Raw genomic sequence first — 23,343 nt, 5'->3', positions numbered from 1 at the left:
GGTCGGTCCGGGCTGCATACGGAAACTGCCGACAGCGCAACTCCCCTGAACGACCATGCAGCAGCTCCTGCTTGCGCTCTCTAACGTCAAAGGCGCAAGTTCCCGCATCTTCGGCATCCGGACTCAATTGGGCCGCGGGCGGCGACCATCTTCATGCAGCACGTCGCTGGACCTTGCAACGAGCGCGCGTGATGTCCAAACCGACTTGTTTTCGGACTCTTGGGTAACGCTTACAGCTCCCGAAGCACGTTTCGTAGAAGGCCGCTCCTGACCGACGGTCATCCCTGTTTATGCCATGCTCCATCGAGATGCCGCAGCATCTTGGAGCTCGGTTCACTCCGCTTGAAGAAGATCGCGCGAGACATTTGTCATGCCAGCATCGATTTGCAAATGAGTGATGGCGTTTTGCGCGAGAACAAGGCGGCTCGGTTCAGGTGTCGTAATTTGGATCGATCCCGAGTGGCAAGCCCGGACCTGCGCTGGTTGCGAGGTCGCGCACCGCCGGGCCGTTTTCCTGTTCATCCGAACCCAGCAGCATGGGGCAGATATGCGCACCATCACTTTCCTCTGCCCAATCACACGAGTTATGGTTCAGCACCGTCTAGCTGACGACGAAGCGGCCGAACACCAGTTTCAAGGCATGTTTTGCCCCGCCTGTTCCCAGCTGCACTTCGTAGATCGCAAGACCGGAGGGCTGCTAGGCAGGAAGACGAATGACAGCGCGTCCTCACAAAGCGGCTGAAGTACGGCGCCGCCGAAAACCAATCCACTGGCGATACGCGAGCATTGGGCTCCGAGTACCGGCAACGCGTGCGTGACTACGCAGCCTTCGTCCTCGATCCCGACCGCAACCGGATCGAGGCGGTGACGTTTCCGGCCGAATAGTCCTAGAGCTTCCGCGCGACTTCGGGAGCGAGCTGCTTTTCCGCCTCGGCGATCTGGGCCGCCGCCGATTTCAGTTTCGGCAGAATATCCTGGATGCAATCGGCCTTGAGGATATCGACGGAAAAGCCGACGCGGATGAACTCGGTCTGGCGCATGTGCGATAGCAGCGAGAACAGTGGCTCCCAGAAATTGTCGATATTGGCGAGCAGCACAGGCTTGGCGTGACGGCCGAGCTGCTTCCAGGTCAGTTGCTCGACCAGCTCCTCCAGGGTGCCGACGCCGCCCGGCAGCGCCACGAAAGCGTCGGAGCGCTCGAACATGAGCCGCTTGCGCTCGTGCATGTCGGGGGTGACGATCATTTCCTGCACCCGGGCCAGTGCTTTCTCGCGCTTCCGCAGGAATTCGGGAATGATGCCGGTGACAGTGCCGCCGTGATCCAGAACGGAGGTCGCGACCGAGCCCATCAGGCCGAGCGAGCCGCCGCCATAGATAAGGCGGACGCCATTCTCGGCGAGCGCTTTGCCGAACGCCTTGGCACCTTCGGTGAAGTGGGGATTGGTTCCGCGACCGGAGCCGCAATAGACACAGACGGTTTTGATTGTGCTCATTGGCACCATGATGGATTACAGCGAAGTCTGTCGATAGTCCAAGGTGTTGCGACGAATGATCCGCGCCAATTTGCATCTGAACCCGCGAGCTTTGCCTTGACGGGCTCCTGATCGCAAACGGCGCTCTTCGGCAACTCGACCGCAAGAGCAAGTGCAAGTTGCAACTTGGTCCGGCACCACCGATCTCGTGACTAGGTTTCTGGCCTGAATTCCTTGATGTGTCCCTTCTTTGCAGTTTCGATTGACGGCTGCAGGTGCCGGCCAGAGAGACAAGCTTGTGTCCTGCACTTATCGATCCATGTTCAGCCGATCAGAGGTGTTGCCCACCATTGATCGGCACTTCGACGCCGGTGATATAACTGGCGTCATCCGAACACAGGAAGAAGATGACTTTAGCGACCTCTTCAGGGGTCCCCACCCGGCGCAGCGGAATGTTCGGTACGACCCGTGCTTCCGTATCCGGTGACAAAATGTCCGTCTTGATCTCGCCCGGGGCAATCGCATTCACACGAATTCCATGCGGCGCATAGTCGTGAGCCATCTCGCGTGTGAGACACGCAAGAGCGGCCTTCGAAGTCGCGTATGCGCTGCCGGCGAAGGGGTGCACCCGCGAGCCTGCAATTGAGGTCACGTTGACGATAGATCCAGACGCGGCTTTCAATTCGGCAAAGAGCCCTTGCGCGAGCAGAATTGGAGCCACCAAATTGAGATGGAATACATCCATCCAGGTCTCGATCGAGGTCGCCAACGATGTGAGTCGTGCGCCGCTCGACGTCTTTGGTGACATCGCTGCATTGTTGATCAGGGCGTGCAACGGCGCGCCCGCGAGGCGCTCTTTGACGTCTGCGACGGCGCGCGGCAGCAAGCGATGGTCGCTGAGGTCGAGCTGGACATGATTATTGGATGCGGCCTCCCAAGGGCATCGCCGGGCATCGATCGGTTGGCGCGCACAAGAAATGATACGCCAGCCGGCTTCCGAAAACAGCTTTCCGGTGGCGTAACCTATCCCACGCGATGCTCCCGTCAGCAGCAGCGTCTTTCTTTCTCTCCGCCGGGCGCGTGCCTTATCGGATTTGAATGAACTGCCCTCGTTGTCAACCGACATTGGTCTGGCGACCGCATCCTTGTTCGGCAGATCGGCCCTCAAACACGCCTCCTATCAGATTACGCTCAACCTTCTTGGTGCAGGAATTGGGCCACCTCAATCGACAGAGTGATTCACGCGTGTTGGCGGAGCCAAGCCCGCGGTTCACGACCTGCTTGGCGAGTTCCGGACATCAATTCCGTTGGCTTTCCGACAGCGGCAACGCGAGGCCGCGCACACGGCCTTCGCTTTTTTCGCGCACAGGTGCGCACAATTTCGTTCAGTAGATGTGGGCTGAAAGCGCGAGTGAAGGTCCTGCCGACGTTGTGTGCCGCCGCTCGCGGCTCATCTCGATCCTCGAGAGAGTTATCAGCACCAGGAGGGATAATGGCACCCATCCGGTCATCCACTCGTGCATGCTAATTCGAGCCGCCCCTCGCTGGCAACTCCAGCGGTTCATACCGCTGCTCTTGAGGAGCTTCCACCAGGGGGCATTCGAACGCAGGCGCCGCGGTATGGAAGGCCATTCTCAGGCATCAACAACCTCAAAGTACCTGGCGTCAGGTCTCTCTTTGAATTGGCGACGCAACTCATCAAAATTCTCTACGGTTTGGTCTAGCGGTCGCACCTCCTGGCGCTGAAGTTTGACGCGACCGGAAACCGGCCGCACAGGAAGACCGAGGAATTCCCAAACCAATTCCAAGCACAGGTGCGGCTCGCGAAGAAGCCTCTCATACTCCAGCTCAAGGATGTTGGTCGGAGCGAAGGAGTGCCTGATCCTGTAGTGGAACTCAGCGGTTGTCTTGAAGTAGGTTTCGCATGCGCTGAGGCTTAGGCTGACGAGTGGCGGTGGCTTGCCGTCTCGATCAGAGCCGTATTTCAGCCATTCACCGGTTTGCCTCGCCTGCACGAGTGAGCGGAGTGATTCCAGCGGATTTCTACGACACACGACGACCTTAAGGCGCGGCCAACGAGCCAGCTCAGCCATCATGCCCGGGCGATCATAAAACTGCGGTTCGTTGATCTTGCACCCAACATGAGTCACGTCGATTTTGCCGCTCCGCGTCGGATAACGCAAGTAGGCGCACTCCAGAAGCTCGCGATCGCTACGTAGGAGCCGCGCCTTGTCGGGCCAATTTGGATCATATTCATTGAGCAATTCGCCGTTGCTCACCACGTTTGGATGCTCATTGAGCAATTCTTCCAGATAGTGGGTGCCACTCCTCGGCATGGCGAGGATCACGAATGGCTCAGGCGATCGTTCGGATTTCAACATTGTGACAGCTGCTGATTGACTCGGTCGAGGCAGTTCGACCCTTAACGAATGAGGCTAGGTCAGCCCACACGCGATACTATCGTTCCATAAGGCCGACATAACAGCGAGATACGAGCATCCTTGCCGTTGGCTTCCGCCCGTGACTTTTTCCGCAGAACTAATTCACACTATCTCGGGGATGGTTTGTTCAACGCATCAGGCGGCGGCGAAGCAGTAAAGCCGAAACGACGAACGCGACGACAGTGTATATGCAAAGTACGCCAACATGCAGGCCGACGCTGCTGGCGTCCCGATCCAGCATTGCCGGCCGAATGAGGTCAATCGAATGTGCTAGCGGCAACGCCTCTGCTACGCGCTGCAGCGCGATGGGCAGTTGAGCTACGGGAAAGATCGCGCCGCACAAGTACATCATGGGTGTGAGAAAGAGGGTCTGATAAAATACGAAGTAGTCGTAACTGGGCGCGAGCGCTATCACGACCATGGCGAGGCTGGCGAAGGCAACACCCGTGAGCGCAATGGCTGGCAGCGCGTAAGGGATAGAGGGCCACGCTGCATAGCCCAGCGCGGCGGCTACAATCGTAATTCCTGTTCCTGCCAGAACGGCCTTTGTCGCTGCCCACGCTAATTCACCGAGAACAACGTCGCCAAGTGTGAGCTCCGTGCAAAGGATCGCATCCCAGGTGCGCTGGGCGTGCATCCGAGCAAAGGCCCCATACACGGTTTCAAAGGTCGCGGAAATCATCGCGCTTGTCGCGACCATCCCAGCGGCCAGAAAGGCGATGTATGAAATGCCATCAACTTGGCCGATCATCAATCCCAGGCCGAAGCCGAGACCGAACAAGGCGCTCATGGGCTCAGCGAGGTTGCCAAGCAGCGATGCCAGCGCCGCTTTGCGCCAAGCCATATAATTCCGGCGCCATACGGCGCTCCAGTTCCACGCATTGGCGGGCAGAGCCGCCGCATACTGCTCCCACATCGTTCAGTCCCTCATCTCCCGTCCGGTCAGCCGTAAGAAGACATCCTCAAGGTTCGGTGGCCGCTGAAGCAGACGAAGACCGGTCCGCCCACGCAGCCGCGCGAGCACCTGCTCCGGATTGGGCGCATAGCAAAAGAGCGTCTCACCGCTGATTTCGGTGCGTTGAGCGAGCGGCTTGACGAGTGCGCAGAGCTCGTTCGGGTCACCACCGTAGACCTCAATGACTGGGCAACCGATCTGTTCGTCGATCAACGTGTGTGGCGGCCCTTCGGCGATCTTGCGTCCTGCCTCGAGGACGCACAGGCGATCGCACAATCGCTCCGCCTCCTCCATGAAGTGCGTCGTCAAAAGGATGGTCTTGCCGCGCGACAGCAGCGCGCGCAGCCGCTCCCAAATCAAATGCCGCGCATGCGGATCGAGCCCGGTGGTCGGCTCATCCAAGATAAGGATCTCCGGATCGTTGATGAGCGCCCGCGCCAGCGTAAGACGCCGTTTCATGCCACCGGACAGTTCGGTCACCCGCGCATCTGCCTTGCTCTCAAGGCGGGCGAACTCGAGAAGTGACGGCGTGATCTTCTCGACATCCTTTGCTGTCATCCCGAAATAGCGCCCGAACACCAGCAGGTTTTCACGGACGGTGAACTCGAGATCAAGATTGTCGGCTTGTGGAACGACGCCGATGCGCTTGCGCGCCAATCGAGCGCGTGCCGGCACTTTCTCGCCGAGCACAGTTATCTTGCCAGTCTCGGGCGAGGACATCCCGAGAATCAAACGCGCAATTGTGCTCTTGCCCGCGCCGTTCGGTCCCAACAGGCCGAAGCACTCTCCCGACGCCACCGTGAACGACAGCTGGTCGACGACCACCTTCTCGCCATAGGACTTTTTCACGGCCGTGAAGTCGATCGCCACGTTCGACACGCGCTCGGCCCCCTTGTCAGCCGGCGTGACCGGCGCCGGCTCCATCGCGATTGTTCGCCTTGAAATTGGCGCTGCTTCGACGCCGCCGAGCATTTTTCTATTCCTTCTGTTACAATTTGTCGCCGCGGCCAGCTCGCTGATCTCGCCTTCAACAGTCGCTATGCCATCCGTCTGCGTACGACCATTCTGACATATCGATATGTCAGCCTGCAAAACGGATCGCCTATGCAGCCGGCCTCCGAAAGCTGGCGATCAAGCAATCTTCGTTATCCGACTCACCTTGGCATTGGATACGCTCGACCTCGACCAGCGCTTCATTCAACATGGCGATGACCGTCTCTGCACCGGCCACGTGACCCCAGCGTCGGCAGATATGGTCGCGCGCCGATCCGAACACCACAAGCCCGCCTGGCGCGAGCATTCCTGCCAGGTTGTCGACCGCTGCGCGCATCTCCAGCGTGTCACTGAGGTAATAGAGGACTTCTGCTACAACAATAAGGTCGAACCGCTCTGGTGGTGAAAAGTGTTGAAGGTCGGCGACTTTCCAGCCGATGTGTGACCATCTTTCCGTCCGGCGACGTGCGCGGCTAATGGCCTGCGGCACGACGTCGACGACCGTGAGCCGTTTGCAGTGAGGCGCGAGCATTTCGGTAAATGCGCCGGCAGCGCACCCGACTTCCAACGCACTTGTGATGCTTTGGCGGGAGAGCGACATTCGAAGCATTTGCGTGTATCGCTCCCGCTCGAACGGATTCGCGTCCAGACGCCACGGATCATCGGCGACCAACTCTCGTTCCAGCAACTGATAGTTCTTGTCTAGGCTCACGAGCTTCTCACCTCTTTGACGCGCACAGTTAGACGCCGCCTCCAGGCCTGTCAGGTACCGTCAACGTCAAAAGCATGTGCACGTGTAGTCGTTTCGCCCATCGACGGTGCAATACCCGAATGGCCTGTGGCATCTAACCTGGCGCTCTGCCTCAGCGTGCTGGCCTGGCCTTCACCTGAATCTGGCATATTGGCGAACTTGCGGGACAACCAGTCGCTGTTGCTCAACGTACACAACGCATATGCCTTCACAGGAAGTAGCAGGAACATGCTGATCGGCTTGTGCAGAGCGAAAGCCAGAAAGCGAAGCTGTCGGGTCCGAAAGGCTGCCAGGCTGCAGCGAACCATGGTCATGGACGCGATGATCAGTATTGTCGGCCACGGCAACTCGCTCGCAACTGCGATTTGCGCAAGCGCGGTCAGTATTGAAACGCCGAGCAGAAGCGGAAGGAGGTTCTGCCCGACAATGTCCAGCGTGATGTAGAAGTCGAGCCTTGGCAGCAGGGGTAGCGCAAGCCCCGTGTCCCGGAAGGTACTGCGTGCCCACCGCAATTGTTGACGCAGATATGGCACCAGCCTATCCGGAACGACGGTTGCTGCGATCGCGTCAGGAACGTACTCAGTTCGAAATCCGGCCGCGAGCATCAGGATCGTGAGATGACGATCCTCGCCGAAGTCGCTTGGCTTACCTCGAAAATACTGCGTCTCGTACTCGTGAAGGACCAAATCGAGCGCCGATCGGCGATACATGGCGCACGGGCCGCAGCAACACAAGACGGCTCCGAAGCGAGCTTCCGCCAAACGCTCTTCATTACAGGCCAGCCAGTACTCCATATCTATCAGCCTGGTCAGCCAAGTGCCGCTTCGATTGCTGGCTGTGAGCTGCCCCATAACAGCGCCAACCGCTGGATCTTGCATCTTCCGCACAAGCTTGGTCACCACGTCGACGGCGATGGTCGTATCGGAATCGACGTTGAGAACCAAATCGCCGGACGAGCGGTGCAGCGCTGCAATTTGCGCTTTGCGCTTGCCGACATTCTTTCCGAGCCACATGAAATTGAACCGTGGATCATCTGCGTAGGCGTCCTGTACAGGCCACAGGTATTTACGATTTTCCGAGCCGTCATCTACCACGTACACCCGCACTTGCCCTTCGTAGTCTTGGCTTGCGATCGACTCCAGGCAAGCCGACAGAGTGCGCGGGTCCTCGTTAAAGCAGGGCACGATCACGTCGACGCTCGGCAGCGGGCCGATATCTGAAGCGTAGTCAGTCGGGGTCGGCACCTCTGTTCGGAGCGCGTTGAGGGTCTGCACGCTCCTGTACATGGCGGACAGCAGCGCATAGGACGACACGGCGACAACGCTTGTTGTTGCAAGCAGATTCATGGGGGCGGCTCTTTTTCAATGAGATTGAGGAAGTGAGCAGATGGCGAACCCTTGCTCGCCCAATGCTGGAATAAGCCGGGAAAGCGCCTCGAGGGTCTGATCGCGACCGCAATCGATGGCTTGTTCGCGCTCGACGGGAGGACATCCGTCGTGCAAGAGCACAACAGCACCGGGCCGGACCGACGCCAGCACTGCCTCAACAATCGCCGCAACCCCGGGACGAGACCAGTCTCTCGGGTCTATTGACCAGTGCAAGGGGATCAGTCCGGCTTTGGTTGACATCGCACGTACTTGGTCAGTCCAGATGCCGTACGGAGCACGTATGTGCCGCAGTGGCGCCTCGGGACAAATTGCCCTGATGACGTCGCTCGCCGACTGAATCTCATGTTGCACCTCAGCTGGTTCGCATCTGGAGAGATCGGGATGAGTCATCGTGTGGTTTCCGACTTCATGCCCTTCTGCGATTATTCGTTGGATCAGCTTCGGATGAGCTGCCGCGCACGCCCCGATGACGAAGAAAGTCGCCGGCACGCCGTGCTCCGCGAGAACGTCAAGAATAGAAGCCGTCCAGCGTGGATCCGGACCGTCGTCAAAGGTCAGATAAACGTTACGAGCTCCGGTGGCGCTCACGTGCTCGTTTCGCGCTTCCGACAAGCCGAGAGAGGTCACAGCTCTGGCCCGTTCCGGTCGATCATGGTCCCGGCCGGCCAATCGCTTATCGGACGTCCGATTGGGAAGACCAGAACCACCAAATCGTGGTCGGTACGGGTCGGCGGCAGGTCCATATGAATATCCGGCCGAGTTGAGCGCACGCTCACTCCCGGCAAAATCGTTGCGAGACCCTGACGGCCGACCAACTTGGTCACATGCTTCTGCAAGGCCGGCCGGACAGCCCCAAAGCCAAACGGAACGCCGAGCTGCTGCAGCAGCGGATACATCACCCGCATTGAGTGCGTGATCCCCAGCCCCTCCAGATCCGGACGTACGCCATACAATCCCAGCTCGGCCACGAGCAGGTCGACCTCTCCGACCTTGATGAAGCGGCGGAGTGCGCTGATGTGAGCTGCTATGCCGTTTGCATCGTAGCCGATGACACGAAGCTCAGGCCTCGCGCCGGCCCAGCTTCGTCCGCCTTCGAACGGTTTTGCATTGAATTCACCGGTGGGCCCGTATGTCTTGCGAAAGAACTCGGACAGTTCGATGTGTTCGGCAAGTTCTAGCTCGTTTTCCCAGCACACCCTCCACCGCACTTTGGAGTGCGTGGAGAACACTCCTGTATCGTTGGATATGGCAATGTTCATGGTTGTCCCCGTTGTGACGTTCGAGATCTGATCTGGCATTTTATGCATGCGAGTCACTCATTCCCGCCGGTTCATGAGCCAACGGGACACGTCGGCGCGCGTTGCCCAGTGCCCGCCGTTCGGAGGAGCCGCGTTCACGATGGAGATGACATCGAGGAGCGGCGCCATTCGCATGAGATCGGGCTGACATTTCGGCACCGCTTTGGGCAGATCGCCTTCGAGCCGCGATCCACCTGGACGCGCGAGCGCGCTTGACATCCGTGCGCGGACCGAGGAACGGCGGGGTCGCGGTGGACATGCGCCGCAGTGGATGCTTAGAGGACGCTAGAAAATCCCTCACGGGGCTGGGGCAACGATGAATAATCATTGTGGTACGCCTGACTCCGATCCGACGTTTTTGGTATCCCGCACCGCACCAAATTGGTAAAATCGATTGTTTCTATGGTAGACATCCACGGATTGGATACTTCCCACGATGCGCTTCAAAGGGCTTGATCTGAACCTTCTCGTGGCGCTCGACGCTCTCATGACGGAGCGCAACCTCACCGCGGCTGCGCGCAGAATCAACCTGAGCCAGCCGGCTATGAGCGCCGCGGTGGGCCGTCTGCGATCCTACTTTCGCGACGATCTATTTGCGATGAGGGGTCGAGAACTCGTCCCGACCCCACGCGCTGAGGGACTCGCCGGCCCAATTCGCGAAGCCCTGCTGCACATCCAGCTCTCCATCATTTCGCGGGATGCGTTCAATCCAGCTCTATCGGATCGACGGTTCAGGATCGGCGTTTCCGACTTCGTCATGGTCGTGTTTTTTCAGGCCATCGTGGAGAGGGTCGCACGAGAAGCTCCAGGTGTGGCGTTCGAATTTCTGCCGCTCGCCGACGACCCCGATGAGCTTCTCCAGCGCGGTGAGATTGACTTTCTTATCTTGCCGGAAATGTACATGTCGCGCTCCCATCCAAGGGCGACGCTATTCGAGGAGAAACTCGTATGCGTGGGGTGCCGGACCAACAAGCTGCTTTCACGCCAGCTGACGTTCGAGAAATACATGTCGATGGGACACGTAGCAGCCAAATTCGGGCGTACGCGAAGGCCTTCGATCGAGGAATGGTTCTTGATTGAGCACGGTCTCAAGCGACGCCTCGAGGTTGTCGTGCAGAGCTTCAGCATGATTCCGCCCATGCTCTTGGGCACTGGTCGTATAGGCACGATGCCATCGTTGCTGGCCAGGCATTTCGGAAAGACGACGCCCCTGCGGATAGTCGATCTTCCGCTGCCAATTCCGTCTTTCAGCGAGGCGGTCCAATGGCCGGCCCTTCACAATACCGATCCGGCAAGCATCTGGATGAGGACAATATTGTTGGAGCAAGCCTCGCGCATGCCTTCGGCGCGCGCGACTGCAGCAACTCGCAAGGCCATGGTAGAGTATTCGCCTTCCAAGTGAATGGAAGATTATTTCGCCGTTCAGATGTCAGCTGAAAGCCACCTGCTGGTGAACAGCTGGATAAGGAACCGAATTTTCTTCTATGGCACTTTCGCATTTGACGGCCATGCGTGATGCCGGACAAGAGCGAATGGCTGAACGAATGCTGCGACACTCGGCTGCTGACGGTGCCAAGCGTGCCGCCTCGAAGTCACTCTCCCCGCCCCGAAAGTTTGACGACGCCTCACTTTGATGGTAGCGGCGCACTCCTGCCGGTTTCATCGTCATGCAACGTGTCGTCCGCGAGCGCTTCGAGCAAAGAGCCAAGATGTTTGTCTCTCGCTGTGCTGATCGATGCCGATGATGGCCTGCTAGCGGATCAATTGGCACGATCGGCAAGGCGCAATGTGCGGCCGATTCAGATGTCGAACACGTCAAGGGGGTGCACGGATGTCCAAGTCGAGCTTGTCAGACCTTTTATGCGAAAACGGTCTCGCGCCCGCAGCAGCCGGAGTCATCCCTTTCACCACTGCGCGGACGTCAGCAGACAGCTTGCCCCAAGTATCCGCACGGGCACTGGATAATAGCTCGGTGCCATTGGCCGCTCGCGCAAAAGAGCGCCGGCTCTCCCTCAGTGACGTACCGCAACCGAGCCGCTCTCATGCGTCGTTCCCGCTTGCCATGGCCGGGCCGTCTATAATCCTGCCCCATCTCCGGCGCTCCCTCGCGGATGATCGTTCAGGCGCCGCGGTGCTCTGACACGAACAGTTCGACGTCAGTTTCGCGCACCATTCAGCTTTCGGATTCCGTAGAGCGTTCGACTACCTAGATTCGCCTGGCATCGGCTGCCTGCCCAAAGCCGGTCGCTGTTGCACAACCGTGTCACTTGAGCGCTTATCGCGCCTTCCTCGATGAACGCCGCCGATCTGTCGTCTTTTCGCCCAACGGCGCAGTCAAGCGCCTCGGCCACCCAACACGATCACAAACACGGAGCCGAATGTTGCTGCAGAATAGTGGTATCTACGATCCGGAAGATCTCACGGTCCTCGGCGCGATCTTCGATAAAGCCATCGCGTCGCTGCCGGCATCTATGCGAACGCCTGAAAACCGGATCACAATCGCCAAACTTATTCTGGAGCGTACAGCAGCAAGTCAATCCGGTTTGGCGTCCCTTATGCTCTTGCTCGACGTGCTTCCATCTGCCCACTCGCTTGAGCGGCGATCTGAGGAGAGCCAGCCTGCTTGCGCCAGAATGGACGACTGTTCAACCAGCTGATTCAAGTAGCTTGATTCTCACGTGACGTCAGGTTGTAGGCTTGCCAATTGAACATCATGATCAAAGCTACACCACGAAGGCGTCGATGGCGCATTGGAGAACTTGCGGAGGCGACCGGGGTAACGGTACGCACGCTGCATCACTACGAGCATACGGGTCTGCTCAGTGCGTCTGAACGCACGGACGGCGGTCACCGAATGTACGAACGCGAAAGCATTCAACGAGTGTCGCAAATTCGCGCCCTGCGCGAGCTTGGCTTCTCGCTGAATGATATTCGCACAGCAATGGGGGGCAAGACTTCACTTACTGACCTCCTGCGCAAGCATTTGGAGCAAATTGAGCTTCAGGTCACGCGCACGACCCAGTTGCGGGATCGTTTGCGAAACATGACGACGGGCTCTGACACGCAAGTCAGCGTGCATGAGCTGCCTGCTGCTCTGAATGCGGCTTCGCGCGCTGAAGCGCGCCCCCAGACTCCGCGATGCACGTGCGCGCTCGGCGTTGAGCGAGAAGAGCGCTGGCGAAAGATCCGGGATGAGCTGCGCGATTGCGTCGATCGTGGCGAGCACCCTTGCAGCGAGCGGGCCGCTGCCGTGGCGCTCAAGGCGCGCTCGCTCATCGAAGAAATTGCGGGGACTGACCCGGCGGCCTCAACCATGCTGAAAGTTCTCGCGCGACTGAGCACGCCGCGCAACCTGGCCGGCTGGAACCACAGCTTGATGCAGTACCTCGATCTCGCCATGGCCGCATTGCAGGATAGGCACTAACGCAGCCGCCGATTTAGCTGCGTCCTTCATTTACATGATTGGCGGCCGCAGGTTGCGACTGCGGCGATTCCGGCTCGGGCTCTTCCGTGCCTTCCCATCAACCTTGCGCTGTCGCCCCTTCCACGAGAACCACTCACGACCATTCGAGAGATGCGTATCTCGAACGGGCTTGAATCGGACGTAACGTCAGATTGTATGATTGAATCAGGCTGACGCAGGATCAGCACGGGGAACGCTCTCATGAGCGAGAGTTGCCCTGGCTCCGCACGCCTGGCTTTCCAAGGTGCGCGTTCTCGGCGTTCGACATACAATGAAGGATCGTTATGGCGCTACCAGAGTCTGATCAGCGCGAACTCGTTTGCGCCGACCGCGAGTGCGGTCCGAGCCGGCTTTCCTGCGACCCTGCCCGAGTGCTGGTCGGAAGAGAGGATCCTTGGGGCATACTTCGCCCATCTTCCGCTCCCCGCGGCACGCGCGCGAGCACCGGGCGGAGAACGGCTCACAGCAAGGGCCTCAGGTCCCACAGCTGTCATTGTGCGACGCCTCAGCAACAATAATCAATCCAGGCAAAGCCGCCCGCAAACTCAAGCCCACATGGGGATCTCATAATGTCAATCCATGGCGCCATTTCTCTCGCAGCTATTCCACTCCTTGCTTTGATGTCCGCTGCATCTGCGGCCGACATCAATATTGCTGTGGCAGGACCGATGACTGGAAGCAATGCTGCGCTTGGAGCGCAGATGCGAGATGGTGCCGCTGCCGCCGTCGATGATTTGAATGCGTCAGGCCTCCTTCCAGGAACGAAGGTCGTGTTGAGCATCGCCGACGACGCGTGCGATCCCAAGCAGGCCGTCGTAGTTGCCAATCGGCTTGCAACAGATCAGGTCAAGTTGGTTGTTGGCCACTTTTGTTCGTCTTCGTCGATACCAGCTTCCAACGTTTACGACGAGGCGCAACTTGTTCAGATATCACCCGGATCCACGAATCCTGCGCTCACAGAGCGTGGCATCAAATCCGTGTTTCGCATCTGTGGCCGCGACGACCAGCAAGGTGTCGTGGCAGCCGAATATATCGGCCGGCATTTCCCCAACACCAAGATTGCCGTACTCGACGACAGGAGCACCGCCGGCAAAGGCATTGCCGATGTCGTCGCGAGGCATCTTCGGGAGCAAGGGATCTCGGATGTCAAGCGACAAAGCTATGTGGCCGGGGAGAAGGACTACATGGCTCTGGTTTCGAGGATGAAAGCGGACGGAATCAAACTTGCTTACATCGGCGGCTACTACAATGAGATCGGGCTGATCGTGCGTCAGGCCTCAGACGCAGGTGCAGATATGACCGTGATGGCCAACGATCCGCTGATGACCCACGATTTTGCGATGATCGCGGGCAAAGCCGGAAACGGAACACTATTCACCTTTATGCCGGACCCCACCAGGAATGTTGACGCGGCGAGCGTCGTGGCACGACTCAAGGCCTCCAACCGTTCTGCAGAAGGTTACTCGCTTTACGCCTATGCCGCTGTCCAGGCATGGGCGCAAGCCGCAAAACGCGCCGGCACTTTTGATTCGATGAAGGTGGCAGCTACGCTTCATTCGCAGCCAATCGACACGGTGATCGGGGTCGTCCGGTTCGACGCCAAGGGAGACAATTCGGCTCCCGGCTTCATTGTCTACCGTTGGCAAGACAACATGGTCGAACAGGCCGAGTGAATTGATCGCAACTCATCTCGCCTCGATGGGGTCGTCCAGCCGCTCGATGCAGTGATGCACATGTCGAGGGGACGAGCGCACTGCTCGTGATTTTCGTTCCCCGTAGCAGGACTTCCCCGGAACTCTCGATAGTCGATCCAGCCGGTCAACTGGTTGCGGTTTTCCGCGCTTGTTGACCTGGGGCTGCACCACACCAAAACGGAGGCTCTCTAATGTGGAAGATACTTGTAGCTTGTAGCATGCTCGTTCTCGCTCAAGCTCAAGCCAATGCTCAAGATTCTCACCTGCTTGCCGCGGTGGAGCAACATGCCGCGCTAGGTGAAGCTGATGATCGATCGCCCCCAGCAATGTCTGCAAGGAAGCCATCTGGAACGCCAGAGGCTCCAAGCCCAGTTCCGACTGAGACCGCGGAGTTGGGGTCCATTGATGCGACCGTCATGTTTCTCGCGGACGTATATGGACCCGCGCCAGAAACAACGCAGCGTCGCACTCTTCGTTATGAACGAGCCAAGAGATACATTGACGCGCATCCGGGTACGCCTGGCGTGCTGTTCATTGAAGACGTCATCGATCACCGCGGCTCGAACGACTTAGCGCCGCATCACGAACTCGAGTATCGCGAGACCCCAGCTCACTATTACGTGGGCGGCGGGACCCTAAATGACACTGTGTTCGGGTTCGTTGATGGACCGTACCCTCCCGTCTGGACGATTGAAGCGGCACCGGTCTATTCCAGCCTCATCTATGTCGATGCACAAGGCAACGAGACGTATGTTAGCGAGAGCAAAGTCCAGCAGATGAACAGTCTCGACCCCGAGGTGCTCGACGAGATGATGCGACGCCAGGATGCGGATCGACGTTATCATGCCGGTCAAGGCTTTTTGGCGGATGAGATCAAGCGAGCCGCGGATAACGGCGACAACTTCCGCGTGGCCGAACTCACCGAGCAGCAACGGCAAGCACAAGCTGCGCATTGTGCGGCGATGCAGATGCGTCAGCAGCGTGACGCGGAGATTGATCGGATGTATGACCTCAAAGTGAAGGCCGATCTCGGCACGATCAGCGCTCCCGAACGAGGGGAACTCGACAACTACTCCAAGCGATCTGAGTTCATCGAGTCGACTGCACCGATTTCTGACCGCGATGCCGCTGGTCCTCCGCCAATCAGCTGCCCAGTGTGTCGGAGCACAAACATCGCAGTGTTGCGAACTCGACATTTTACCGGGACATTCCAGTTTACCTCCAACGATGACCGGTCTGTGGTCATGGCTTATCGCCACGGCGACACTGGTCCCGTTGGCGTGCTAGTCGGCCTGCCGAAGGATCTGTCAGGACCGATATTTGGCAGCTGGACCAGCGCGGGAATGACCGTGCCGCCTCCCCAGAAGTGACGGCAGTTTGCGCCGCCGCCCAGCATTGTCTGCGCAGGCACGATCAGGACCGGTCTTGCCCGTGCGGAGCTAAGCCCGTGCAGGCTGAAACACTCGGCGTCTGCTGAGGGCTTGGCGGCAGCGAAGCTGCGAAAGCGGTCGTCCGCGAGCACAGCTCGCCACGGCTACGTACGGCTCGAGGCGAGCCCACTTTTGTGGGTTGCACATCCAGGACGGTCGTCTCTCACCGAATGATCCGGTTGGTGCAGGGGCGGGCTGGGCATTCAAATGAGGTTTTGGCGAATCGCCTTTGCAATTCCGTGGGTCCGGTTTGAAGTACCGAGCTTTCGTATCGCGTTCTTGAGATGGAAGTTGACCGTATTCTCGCTCACCTCGAGTATCTTGCCTATTTCCCAGGAGGACTTGCCCTCTCCCACCCATCGCAAGCAATCCTTTTCCCGCTCAGACAGTGCAACTTCGCAATTTGAGCCGCTAACGGAGGGGCGCGAGATCTCGGCAAGGGCAATGTGGAAGTGCCAGGCTAGTACGTTGAGATGGCTCATCTGGCACTGCGGATCAGCATCGTCGAACGGGGATGCAAAGGATGCCAGAGCCACTTGCCCCAATGGTCCGTACAACGGCACGCTCATACCGTGCTTCAGACCTGCCTCTTTGGCCTCTGCGAGTACGCGCTGCTCGCTGGGTTGCAATTGACATTTCTTGGCAAGTTGATCCCACAGGAAAGGCCGCGAAAGCGTTGGTGCCCGTCGTACCACCGGATCGATGACACGGTACTTGCGCTCAACGTACCGGCCGCACCAATCGGGCGGGAAGGTCACCGTCACCGCAGAGGGCAGATACTCGGGCAGACCACATCCCTCCGCGAAGGTGAGGGCTCCATAAGCGACTTCACTGAAGCCTTTCTCGCTTGCGCAGCTTACGAGAAGGTCGAACAAGACCTTGATGGAGTGCGTTGCCTTGGCGCATTCGATGAAATTGAAAAGATCCATGTAGCGCCTCACGAGGCCGCGCGCCCCAAATGTCGTACTGCGTCGTTGCGCGGAGCTTGTTGAGGGCGGAGCGTCGCTCAATCGCCTTCAACGTTGGGCTTCGCGTCTCTGCAATGCGAGCGCTCGAGCGTTGCGGCACGCACTTCCCGAGTTGGTCAAGATCTCCCGAAACGCGCTCGGAAGGGATAGGCGCCTGGAAGCAGCGATCCGTCGAGAAGCTCGCGGACGCGTGTCGACGGCCTAAGCGCGCGTGCACACCGTAGCTGTCGTGCAGGCAGCTCTGTGAGATGGCTGCAGGAAGCAACCCGACGAGGAGCACGGTGCGGCGGCCTATTCGGCCCCAGGTCGGCTCCTGGATGCAATTCGGCTCGTCGCGGCGCGCAGGGCCGGCTATCACGAAGAGCGGAAGCGGCCGCTATCGCGCTGTCGGCGAGCATCTCGCTGCCTTGGGCATGACTGACCTCTAAAAAGGAGCGGTCGTGCAATCGCAGGCGCCATAGGGGCAGCGGAGCCTCGAGATCTCCGCAGCCCGGATCCACGGTGGAGCGAATCGCTTCCGCTCTCTTTGTTCGATGCCGGTGAAGACGCGTTCGGTGAGCCGCAGGAGATGGCCGTTGGCGAAGATCAGAGCCTCGCGCAAGACTCGCACGCCATCTCAAGCGCCAATGGCCAAGAGTCTCGGCTCGTCCCATCAGATGTTCCCTTGCCTCCGCCACTGCTCGCGCTGCGATCAACTCGTGCGGTCCAGCATGGTCGGAAGTACGCCGGCGCGCCGGAGCTAGAGCTCGGACGCGGACCCGGGCGCAGCCACAACTTTGCTTCATCGAGACGAAACGGTGCATGCGGGACTCCGGACCTTCCGAGCTGGCCTGAGGACAGCAAGTGTCGTACCAACTTCCGGCAGTCCTGAATTCACACCTGAACAGTCTGTTGAGCCACGCGGCGGTCATTCGCCCGGTCAGAGGACAGAAGCAACTCCGACATTCGTCTGAATGCGACACTGCGCTTTGCTACAGCCGCGACATTTGGCGATGCAGGTCAGCAAAAATACCGCCAACAACGAGATATGTACCCGTCTGCGGCACAAGGCAGGCGCGCAAGGGGCGGCCCTGTATTCCCATGCGCGGCGAAGCGCAGGCCGAGACCCGCTAAGCGCACAATCCTATGCGTTGCGATCGGCGATCGCGCTCCCCCTCGATGGTACAGCGTACTCGGCCGCTGGCTGGTTGACTTGCGGATTGTCTTGCGGGTCGTCGGCCAGCTCGCCCTTGCACGGTTGAGGACATTTTGCCGTCACGTGCTAGCTATCGAGGACTGGAATAAGCGAGAGGGAACACGTCATTCCAATTGCTCGGGACGACACCACTCCTCGATTGGGCTTTTCAAGGCGCGATCGTGTCAGATGGTGGACCGAATGCGGCACATGGTTGTTGCCAACAGCCTCCGTCGCGCTGCACCAGACACAGAACGTGTGACGACGGGGATTGTGGCGCGCAGCATCCCGTCGTCCTGGAGCGTTACGTCGCGCCGAAGGGAATGCGCCACAACCCAAATGCGCCACCCGCGAACAATACCCTCGGCGCCGTTTACATCCGACGTACGCCGAGGGCTTTTGCGTGCACGGACAATGACTCCGCTCGCAAACTCACATCAACTCTTTGGGCCCATTCATTGCAACTCACCGGTACGCGGACCGACGAATTCCAGAATCGACTCTGCCTTCCGAACCTCGCGCGCGAGGCGCTTGAAAATTCGAATCGCAGACGCCGGCGTAATGACGAGCCCAACTCTCTTGCAGGCGAGTTCGAAATGATGCGCAACCTGTTCGTTACTAGGGGCAACCCGACTCTGAAGCGCGCATCTGGTTAGTGAGGCGAGCATGTGCTCGACGACATCCATTTCAGCCTGGATCACCCCTCTTCCTTCTTTCAGCTGTTGGCCCCGCCCGCAAACGTCATCTCGCTAATTGACGGCCAAGTTGTGACCGACACACCAGCGAACCATCCGCGGCGAGGCCCGCCTCGCGAAGGCGCTAGCATGATGTGCGATCATGACACAACTCGCGATAATCTACGTCGATGCTCATGCTGCACACTTGGCTGCGCGATGCACCTCAACTGCCAAGCTGTCGAAGCTTCCAACAAGTCTACACTTCAGTCGAACGACCTCTGATTCGACCGCGGCACAGCGCACAATCTCCTCTTTCGGGTAAGCTGTTCCTGCCCCCCTGATCCAGTTTTTTCTGGCACTCGCGAGACCCGCTCTCGTTTGCCACGATATCTTGCACCCGCTCCGCTTCTAACGAGCGATAGACGTCGAACGTGCTTGGCGTTCGGAGTTCAAACCTGACGCAACGTCAGATCGGAGACGAGGGCCGCAGTCCGGATTCTCTGGGCTATCAGAAGGCCGCGAACCTGACGTAGAGCGTCGCCACGTCAGACATCATTCGTATAAATTTGCAAAACTTCGCCTACCTCTTCTTTCTGCCATGTTCACGTCCAAAGCAAAGACCGTCGATCGCGCCTCGCGGTTGGCGTAGCGTGTGTCTTCAAAGGGAATTCGATGGCGAAGCCGGTTGTGATTGTGGTGGGCGCGGACAAGGGTGGGGTCGGCAAGACGACCGTATGTCGGACGCTTCTGGACTATTTCAGCGTGAAAAAGGTGCAGACCCGCGCTTTTGATACGGAGTCACCGCGAGGTACGCTGAAGCGCTTCCATTCCAACATCACTGAGATCGTCGATATGACGACGACGGCGGACCAGATGAGGATCTTCGACACCTTGAACGCAGGGTTGTCGGTCACCGTGATCGACGTCCGCGCAGGCTTGCTATCGGTCGCCCTGAACTCATTGCGCGACATCGGGTTCTTGGACTCAGTAAAGTCCGGGCAGATCACCTTTGCCGTCTTCCATATCCTTGGCCCTTCGATCGCTTCTCTGGATGAGATCGCCGAAACTGCCAATTTCATGAACGGTGCGAAGTATTTCCTGGTCAAGAATTTCATCAACGATACCCAGTTCTTTCAGTGGGATCAGTCGACTTACGATTCGTATTTTCACCGGATCAAGGGCGCCACCGAACTGACAATCCCGAAGCTCAACGAGATGGCCTATGAGCAGGTCGAGGTCGCTTCCGTTTCGTTTGTCAACTTCGTCGCAAACAAGGGGCCGCTCGATGAGATCGCGAACTACTCCTTTGTGCTGCGGGGCTATGTCCGGCACTGGCTGGCTAATGTCTGGTCCGAGTACGACCGCATCGACTTGACCGATCTGACTGGCACCACGTCAGTACCCCGCGGCAGTGAAACGTAGCCCTTTTGGTATGCACCTTGGGGAATATACGAACCCGTTTGACGCCGCTGGAGATGCCACCTACGCCGGTCTACATCATCTGCTCTCCCAGCCTGCAGGTCGGCAAGACTCTGATCGCGCGGCTCTTGAGCGAGTTCTTGCTGCTCAAGAACGGATCCGTGCTCTCCTTCGATATCAATTTGAGGGAGCCGTCGCTGGTCGATTACCTGCCCTCAATTACCGAGACGGCAGACGTGACCGACACCTGGGGCAAGATGCAGCTGATGGACCGGCTCATCCTCGACGACGGAATCGCGAAGGTGATTGATCTCGGCTTCCACGCATTCGACGAGTTCTTCAAAATGTGCATCGAGATTGAGTTCGTGAGGGAGGCCGTACGCAACCAGGTCGCACCAATCATCCTATTTGTCGGGAGCGCCGATCGCGTCTCCTCACGCAGCTATGAGGTGTTACGGCACCAGATCCGGGCACCTGCGCTGATCACGGTCCATAATCAGTTCGTGCTGCGCGGCGAATTGCCCGAAGCAATGGACCGCGGTCCTGTGCTGCGCATTTTCGCACTGCCGCAATTTTTGAAAACCTATATCGATCGCCTGACGTTTTCCTTTACGGGGTATTTGCGCCACGAGAAGGATTCGACCACGGAGCTGCACCAATGGATTTGGCGGAATTACACCCTGTTCCGCGACATCGAGTTGAGCCTCATGCGGAGCGCTCGTCTCGGGGCGAGGCGATGAGTCGCTGACCCGTACAGGCGACGGACTGTCTCCATCTTGAAACACCGCAGGAGACGTGGACCGGTGGGGTCCAGCGTCCGAGTGGATTGGGCCGGGTGCCAACGGTGCACGCTGCCGATCACGAACGTGCTCTCATTCGTGCCAACAGCGACGCCGCCTCGGACGGTCCGAGGCCGACGACGCCTATGAAGGATGCCGGCGGCCTTGGAATGTTCTCACGAATGGGCTTCCAGAGGTGCAGGCAGTACCTGCTGTTGTTCACATATTGCGAATAAGGCGGGTGCAGCTGCATGACGCATTCCTCTTCATCCCAAAACAGGTCCTTGACGAAGCACATCTCTTCCCAGTTCGGACAACGCCGCGGCGTCGAGACGGAGACGTGCTCCCATCCCGGACGAACCAATGCTGCGATCTGGAGTTTACAGCCGCACGGTCCTTGAACAAAAAAGAGACCACAAGGACCTGACCCTGGCGCGCTGGCGAACTGCCCATGTTGTACGCGGCCGACCTCCAGTCTATCTATGATCTGCGCTCTCACGCGTCCTCCTTGGTCTTGCTAACTGCTTCGAAGTCGGCGCACACGACGGTGTCGGCCGGTGCTTCATCGACTCTACCCGATGCTACCGCACATAAGTCAGCCTGAAACAATCCCAATACGTCATCTATGTGGCCGCAGCCGTTGAGTTTGTCAGGTCGGTCGAACCAGCGCTCGCATTCGTCGCTCCATAACTCTCGCTCGAACGATCAGCCTGCTGGAAAGTGGCCTTCGGCGACGCGTTCCGAAAGAGCTTGGATAGCTGCGGATTTGAATATTTTCACGGGACATGTTGAGCAACAGCCGACTCATGGTCTGCGAACGCATGAATCCAAATGTCGCCGACTCCAAACCGCGGGATTCGAGCAACCTCAATATGGCCTTAACGAGTTTGGTTGACGCGAACGACGGTAAGAGACAACCCGCGCGCCGCTGAGCATTCACGTCCGGTTGGTGACAAGGATGTCGGAAACCGGACCATAAGCACGACACACCATTTGCCGGCGGCGACGCCAAGACCCTCGGCATTCGCGCGTCAGCGAACGCCTACGGCACCACTTCCTGCGGCACGACGATTGCTGAGTGGAACATGCGGCAGCGATCGCTTTCGCACAGGCCACCAACGCGGGATCGCCCGATGACACTTGCTAGACGCATGCCGATCAACCCGCGGACGATTCGCGGCTTGGCGCTTGTCCCAGATACACTTGACGGTCGTCGCAATCAGGATCGCACCGATACATGCCTCGACCATTGCGAGACCGGCCAGGGCTCGGCCTGCTTAACGTCCCATTCGGCTGCCGATGAGGCTGGCCGCGCGCTGGGCATTCCAGTCATCGATTTGCGAGAAACAGGCCGTTTCACCCGGTCATCGTGACTTTCGATTTCGCACGGATCCCGACGCTCGCCTCGATCCACCATGGCATGGATGAGCACTGATGATGCACTGGCGTGAACCAAGACGAGTTCCGATCAAGGCGCAGGACGCGGTGCGAGCAGCGCGTTGTGATCTTCTGCTGAGGTCGGTCACGCCACAACTTTTGTCGCTTGCTGCCATCGTCCTCGCCGCGCTTCTCTGCGTGAGCATCTGCTGGCTTTCCGGAGCTCTGTGAATGGGCGACCTCAACCGGCCACGGGCGCGCGCTGCGCTCAATGCGCCGACGACGGGGCTCGCCGAGTTCGCCCGCGCCCAGGCCAGATACAAATGATTTGGGGCATCGCGTTTTCGGTCAGCTTGTGGGCAATGCTGATCGCCTACTGCGTTGACAGTCCGGGGGCGTTCATCGCTGCGAGTCTTGCCGCAGCGCTGAGCCTGTGCCGCCTTTTTGATTAGGCCAAGTACCCGGAGGACGACGCAAATCCGCAGGCGAGAGTTGTGCACGAATCTCCTTTGCGGCACCCCGATTGTCGATGGGCGCCTCAACCGCGTCGGATCCTTGGCATTCGTCTTCGCTCCATGATCACAACTCCCATCTTGAGACACTCAGCCACGCACTTGGAAGGACGATCGGGAGCTGCGGCGTTGCTCGGCTGGAGCCGCGCGATGGTCCCAAGAGCGATGTCGGCGGTCGATGGAAGGATGAAAACGATCGCAGTGCCTCAACATGAAAAAGCCCGACGCCCTCGGGGCAGGAGGAGGTGCGCCGGGCCCAACCTGGCGAGGTTGGGGCATCGACGCGGCGCTGAGGGAGCCCATGTCCATGCCCACGATGATTGTTGCAAATGATGTGCCGCGGAAATTGGCTGAGAACTTTTCGCGAGGATCATTGAATGTGTTGCCGCGAGCTGTCGCCGGCCCTCCTGCGTGAGGGTCTGTCGCTATTTCTTGCGTGCCGATAATGTCCCAAGTCCTACGAATCCAACACGACGTGTCGATGTTCAACACCGGCCAAGGATGTCATATGCTGGTGGATACGGCTCAATGACCACCTCTCTGCTGAGCAGC

The 23,343-nt window shown here is 58.8% G+C and carries 18 protein-coding genes and 1 pseudogene; 8 read left to right on the top strand and 11 right to left on the bottom strand.

The window, feature by feature from the left end; genetic code table 11:
• Window positions 1-804 precede the first annotated feature (804 nt).
• A pseudogene (locus JJC00_RS38000) lies at window positions 805-885 on the top strand (VOC family protein); the annotation flags it as partial.
• Between the two features lie 2 nt (window positions 886-887).
• Here the strand turns inward: JJC00_RS38000 and JJC00_RS08935 are convergent.
• From JJC00_RS08935 to JJC00_RS08895, 9 genes are all read right to left on the bottom strand, one after another.
• Window positions 888-1,493, bottom strand: a complete 606-nt coding sequence (locus JJC00_RS08935) for a TIGR00730 family Rossman fold protein (protein WP_200472230.1) — start codon at window positions 1,491-1,493, stop codon at window positions 888-890.
• Between the two features lie 310 nt (window positions 1,494-1,803).
• On the bottom strand, window positions 1,804-2,598 hold the full coding sequence (locus JJC00_RS08930) for an SDR family NAD(P)-dependent oxidoreductase (RefSeq protein WP_200474055.1): 795 nt from the start codon (window positions 2,596-2,598) through the stop codon (window positions 1,804-1,806).
• Window positions 2,599-3,106: 508 nt separating this feature from the next.
• The gene (locus JJC00_RS08925; protein WP_200472229.1) at window positions 3,107-3,853 is read right to left on the bottom strand and encodes a sulfotransferase; all 747 of its coding nucleotides are present in this window, start codon (window positions 3,851-3,853) and stop codon (window positions 3,107-3,109) included.
• 187 nt (window positions 3,854-4,040) lie between these two features.
• Window positions 4,041-4,829 carry an ABC transporter permease gene (locus JJC00_RS08920; RefSeq protein WP_200472228.1) on the bottom strand — a complete coding sequence of 263 codons (789 nt, stop codon included), beginning with the start codon at window positions 4,827-4,829 and terminating at the stop codon, window positions 4,041-4,043.
• Between the two features lie 3 nt (window positions 4,830-4,832).
• Window positions 4,833-5,792, bottom strand: a complete 960-nt coding sequence (nodI, locus tag JJC00_RS08915) for a nodulation factor ABC transporter ATP-binding protein NodI (protein ID WP_246774264.1) — start codon at window positions 5,790-5,792, stop codon at window positions 4,833-4,835.
• 178 nt (window positions 5,793-5,970) lie between these two features.
• On the bottom strand, window positions 5,971-6,573 hold the full coding sequence (nodS, locus tag JJC00_RS08910) for a nodulation methyltransferase NodS (RefSeq protein WP_200472226.1): 603 nt from the start codon (window positions 6,571-6,573) through the stop codon (window positions 5,971-5,973).
• Window positions 6,574-6,623: 50 nt separating this feature from the next.
• Window positions 6,624-7,958, bottom strand: coding sequence for a chitooligosaccharide synthase NodC (gene nodC / locus JJC00_RS08905; protein ID WP_200472225.1), 1,335 nt, complete (start codon window positions 7,956-7,958; stop codon window positions 6,624-6,626).
• Between the two features lie 15 nt (window positions 7,959-7,973).
• A complete protein-coding gene (nodB, locus tag JJC00_RS08900; RefSeq protein ID WP_246774149.1) occupies window positions 7,974-8,588 on the bottom strand; it encodes a chitooligosaccharide deacetylase NodB in 615 nt (204 codons plus the stop codon).
• Between the two features lie 35 nt (window positions 8,589-8,623).
• Window positions 8,624-9,259, bottom strand: coding sequence for a NodA family N-acyltransferase (locus JJC00_RS08895; protein WP_200472223.1), 636 nt, complete (start codon window positions 9,257-9,259; stop codon window positions 8,624-8,626).
• Between the two features lie 475 nt (window positions 9,260-9,734).
• Here JJC00_RS08895 and JJC00_RS08890 point away from each other — a divergent pair, with 475 nt between their 5' ends.
• The 5 genes from JJC00_RS08890 to JJC00_RS08870 all read left to right on the top strand — a co-directional run bounded on the left by JJC00_RS08890 (window position 9,735) and on the right by JJC00_RS08870 (window position 15,825).
• The gene (locus JJC00_RS08890; protein ID WP_200472222.1) at window positions 9,735-10,700 is read left to right on the top strand and encodes a LysR family transcriptional regulator; all 966 of its coding nucleotides are present in this window, start codon (window positions 9,735-9,737) and stop codon (window positions 10,698-10,700) included.
• Between the two features lie 976 nt (window positions 10,701-11,676).
• Window positions 11,677-11,955 (top strand): hypothetical protein, encoded by a 279-nt coding sequence (locus JJC00_RS08885; protein ID WP_200472221.1) that lies wholly within the window; start codon window positions 11,677-11,679, stop codon window positions 11,953-11,955.
• Between the two features lie 56 nt (window positions 11,956-12,011).
• Window positions 12,012-12,722 carry a MerR family transcriptional regulator gene (locus JJC00_RS08880; protein ID WP_200474054.1) on the top strand — a complete coding sequence of 237 codons (711 nt, stop codon included), beginning with the start codon at window positions 12,012-12,014 and terminating at the stop codon, window positions 12,720-12,722.
• A gap of 608 nt (window positions 12,723-13,330) precedes the next feature.
• A complete protein-coding gene (locus JJC00_RS08875) occupies window positions 13,331-14,434 on the top strand; it encodes a branched-chain amino acid ABC transporter substrate-binding protein (protein WP_200472220.1) in 1,104 nt (367 codons plus the stop codon).
• A gap of 437 nt (window positions 14,435-14,871) precedes the next feature.
• On the top strand, window positions 14,872-15,825 hold the full coding sequence (locus tag JJC00_RS08870; RefSeq protein WP_200472219.1) for a hypothetical protein: 954 nt from the start codon (window positions 14,872-14,874) through the stop codon (window positions 15,823-15,825).
• Between the two features lie 263 nt (window positions 15,826-16,088).
• Here JJC00_RS08870 and JJC00_RS08865 read toward each other — a convergent pair whose 3' ends face one another.
• A complete protein-coding gene (locus JJC00_RS08865; RefSeq protein WP_200472218.1) occupies window positions 16,089-16,814 on the bottom strand; it encodes a helix-turn-helix transcriptional regulator in 726 nt (241 codons plus the stop codon).
• Between the two features lie 2,562 nt (window positions 16,815-19,376).
• Here JJC00_RS08865 and JJC00_RS08860 point away from each other — a divergent pair.
• Both JJC00_RS08860 and JJC00_RS08855 read left to right on the top strand, forming a co-directional pair.
• A complete protein-coding gene (locus tag JJC00_RS08860) occupies window positions 19,377-20,126 on the top strand; it encodes a hypothetical protein (RefSeq protein WP_200472217.1) in 750 nt (249 codons plus the stop codon).
• A gap of 53 nt (window positions 20,127-20,179) precedes the next feature.
• On the top strand, window positions 20,180-20,863 hold the full coding sequence (locus JJC00_RS08855; RefSeq protein WP_200474053.1) for a hypothetical protein: 684 nt from the start codon (window positions 20,180-20,182) through the stop codon (window positions 20,861-20,863).
• Window positions 20,864-20,981: 118 nt separating this feature from the next.
• Here the strand turns inward: JJC00_RS08855 and JJC00_RS38935 are convergent, their stop codons facing one another.
• Window positions 20,982-21,200, bottom strand: coding sequence for a DUF7694 domain-containing protein (locus tag JJC00_RS38935; RefSeq protein ID WP_433995797.1), 219 nt, complete (start codon window positions 21,198-21,200; stop codon window positions 20,982-20,984).
• Window positions 21,201-23,343: the final 2,143 nt, after the last annotated feature.

This window comes from Bradyrhizobium diazoefficiens (assembly GCF_016616885.1).
Lineage (GTDB): Bacteria > Pseudomonadota > Alphaproteobacteria > Rhizobiales > Xanthobacteraceae > Bradyrhizobium > Bradyrhizobium diazoefficiens_F.
Note: the sequence above shows the minus strand (reverse complement) of the source record. Positions and strands in the feature narration are given on the sequence as shown.

What these genes read in the sequence shown, in the direction of transcription:
- JJC00_RS08935 (WP_200472230.1), bottom strand. Translation starts at nt 1,493, where the DNA reads ATGAGCACAATCAAAACCGTCTGTGTCTATTGCGGCTCCGGTCGCGGA.
- JJC00_RS08930 (WP_200474055.1), bottom strand. Translation starts at nt 2,598, where the DNA reads ATGTCGGTTGACAACGAGGGCAGTTCATTCAAATCCGATAAGGCACGC.
- JJC00_RS08925 (WP_200472229.1), bottom strand. Translation starts at nt 3,853, where the DNA reads ATGTTGAAATCCGAACGATCGCCTGAGCCATTCGTGATCCTCGCCATG.
- JJC00_RS08920 (WP_200472228.1), bottom strand. Translation starts at nt 4,829, where the DNA reads ATGTGGGAGCAGTATGCGGCGGCTCTGCCCGCCAATGCGTGGAACTGG.
- nodI (WP_246774264.1), bottom strand. Translation starts at nt 5,792, where the DNA reads ATGGAGCCGGCGCCGGTCACGCCGGCTGACAAGGGGGCCGAGCGCGTG.
- nodC (WP_200472225.1), bottom strand. Translation starts at nt 7,958, where the DNA reads ATGAATCTGCTTGCAACAACAAGCGTTGTCGCCGTGTCGTCCTATGCG.
- JJC00_RS08895 (WP_200472223.1), bottom strand. Translation starts at nt 9,259, where the DNA reads ATGAACATTGCCATATCCAACGATACAGGAGTGTTCTCCACGCACTCC.
- JJC00_RS08890 (WP_200472222.1), top strand. Translation starts at nt 9,735, where the DNA reads ATGCGCTTCAAAGGGCTTGATCTGAACCTTCTCGTGGCGCTCGACGCT.
- JJC00_RS08885 (WP_200472221.1), top strand. Translation starts at nt 11,677, where the DNA reads ATGTTGCTGCAGAATAGTGGTATCTACGATCCGGAAGATCTCACGGTC.
- JJC00_RS08880 (WP_200474054.1), top strand. Translation starts at nt 12,012, where the DNA reads ATGATCAAAGCTACACCACGAAGGCGTCGATGGCGCATTGGAGAACTT.
- JJC00_RS08875 (WP_200472220.1), top strand. Translation starts at nt 13,331, where the DNA reads ATGTCAATCCATGGCGCCATTTCTCTCGCAGCTATTCCACTCCTTGCT.
- JJC00_RS08870 (WP_200472219.1), top strand. Translation starts at nt 14,872, where the DNA reads ATGTTTCTCGCGGACGTATATGGACCCGCGCCAGAAACAACGCAGCGT.
- JJC00_RS08865 (WP_200472218.1), bottom strand. Translation starts at nt 16,814, where the DNA reads ATGGATCTTTTCAATTTCATCGAATGCGCCAAGGCAACGCACTCCATC.
- JJC00_RS08860 (WP_200472217.1), top strand. Translation starts at nt 19,377, where the DNA reads ATGGCGAAGCCGGTTGTGATTGTGGTGGGCGCGGACAAGGGTGGGGTC.
- JJC00_RS08855 (WP_200474053.1), top strand. Translation starts at nt 20,180, where the DNA reads ATGCCACCTACGCCGGTCTACATCATCTGCTCTCCCAGCCTGCAGGTC.
- JJC00_RS38935 (WP_433995797.1), bottom strand. Translation starts at nt 21,200, where the DNA reads ATGTGCTTCGTCAAGGACCTGTTTTGGGATGAAGAGGAATGCGTCATG.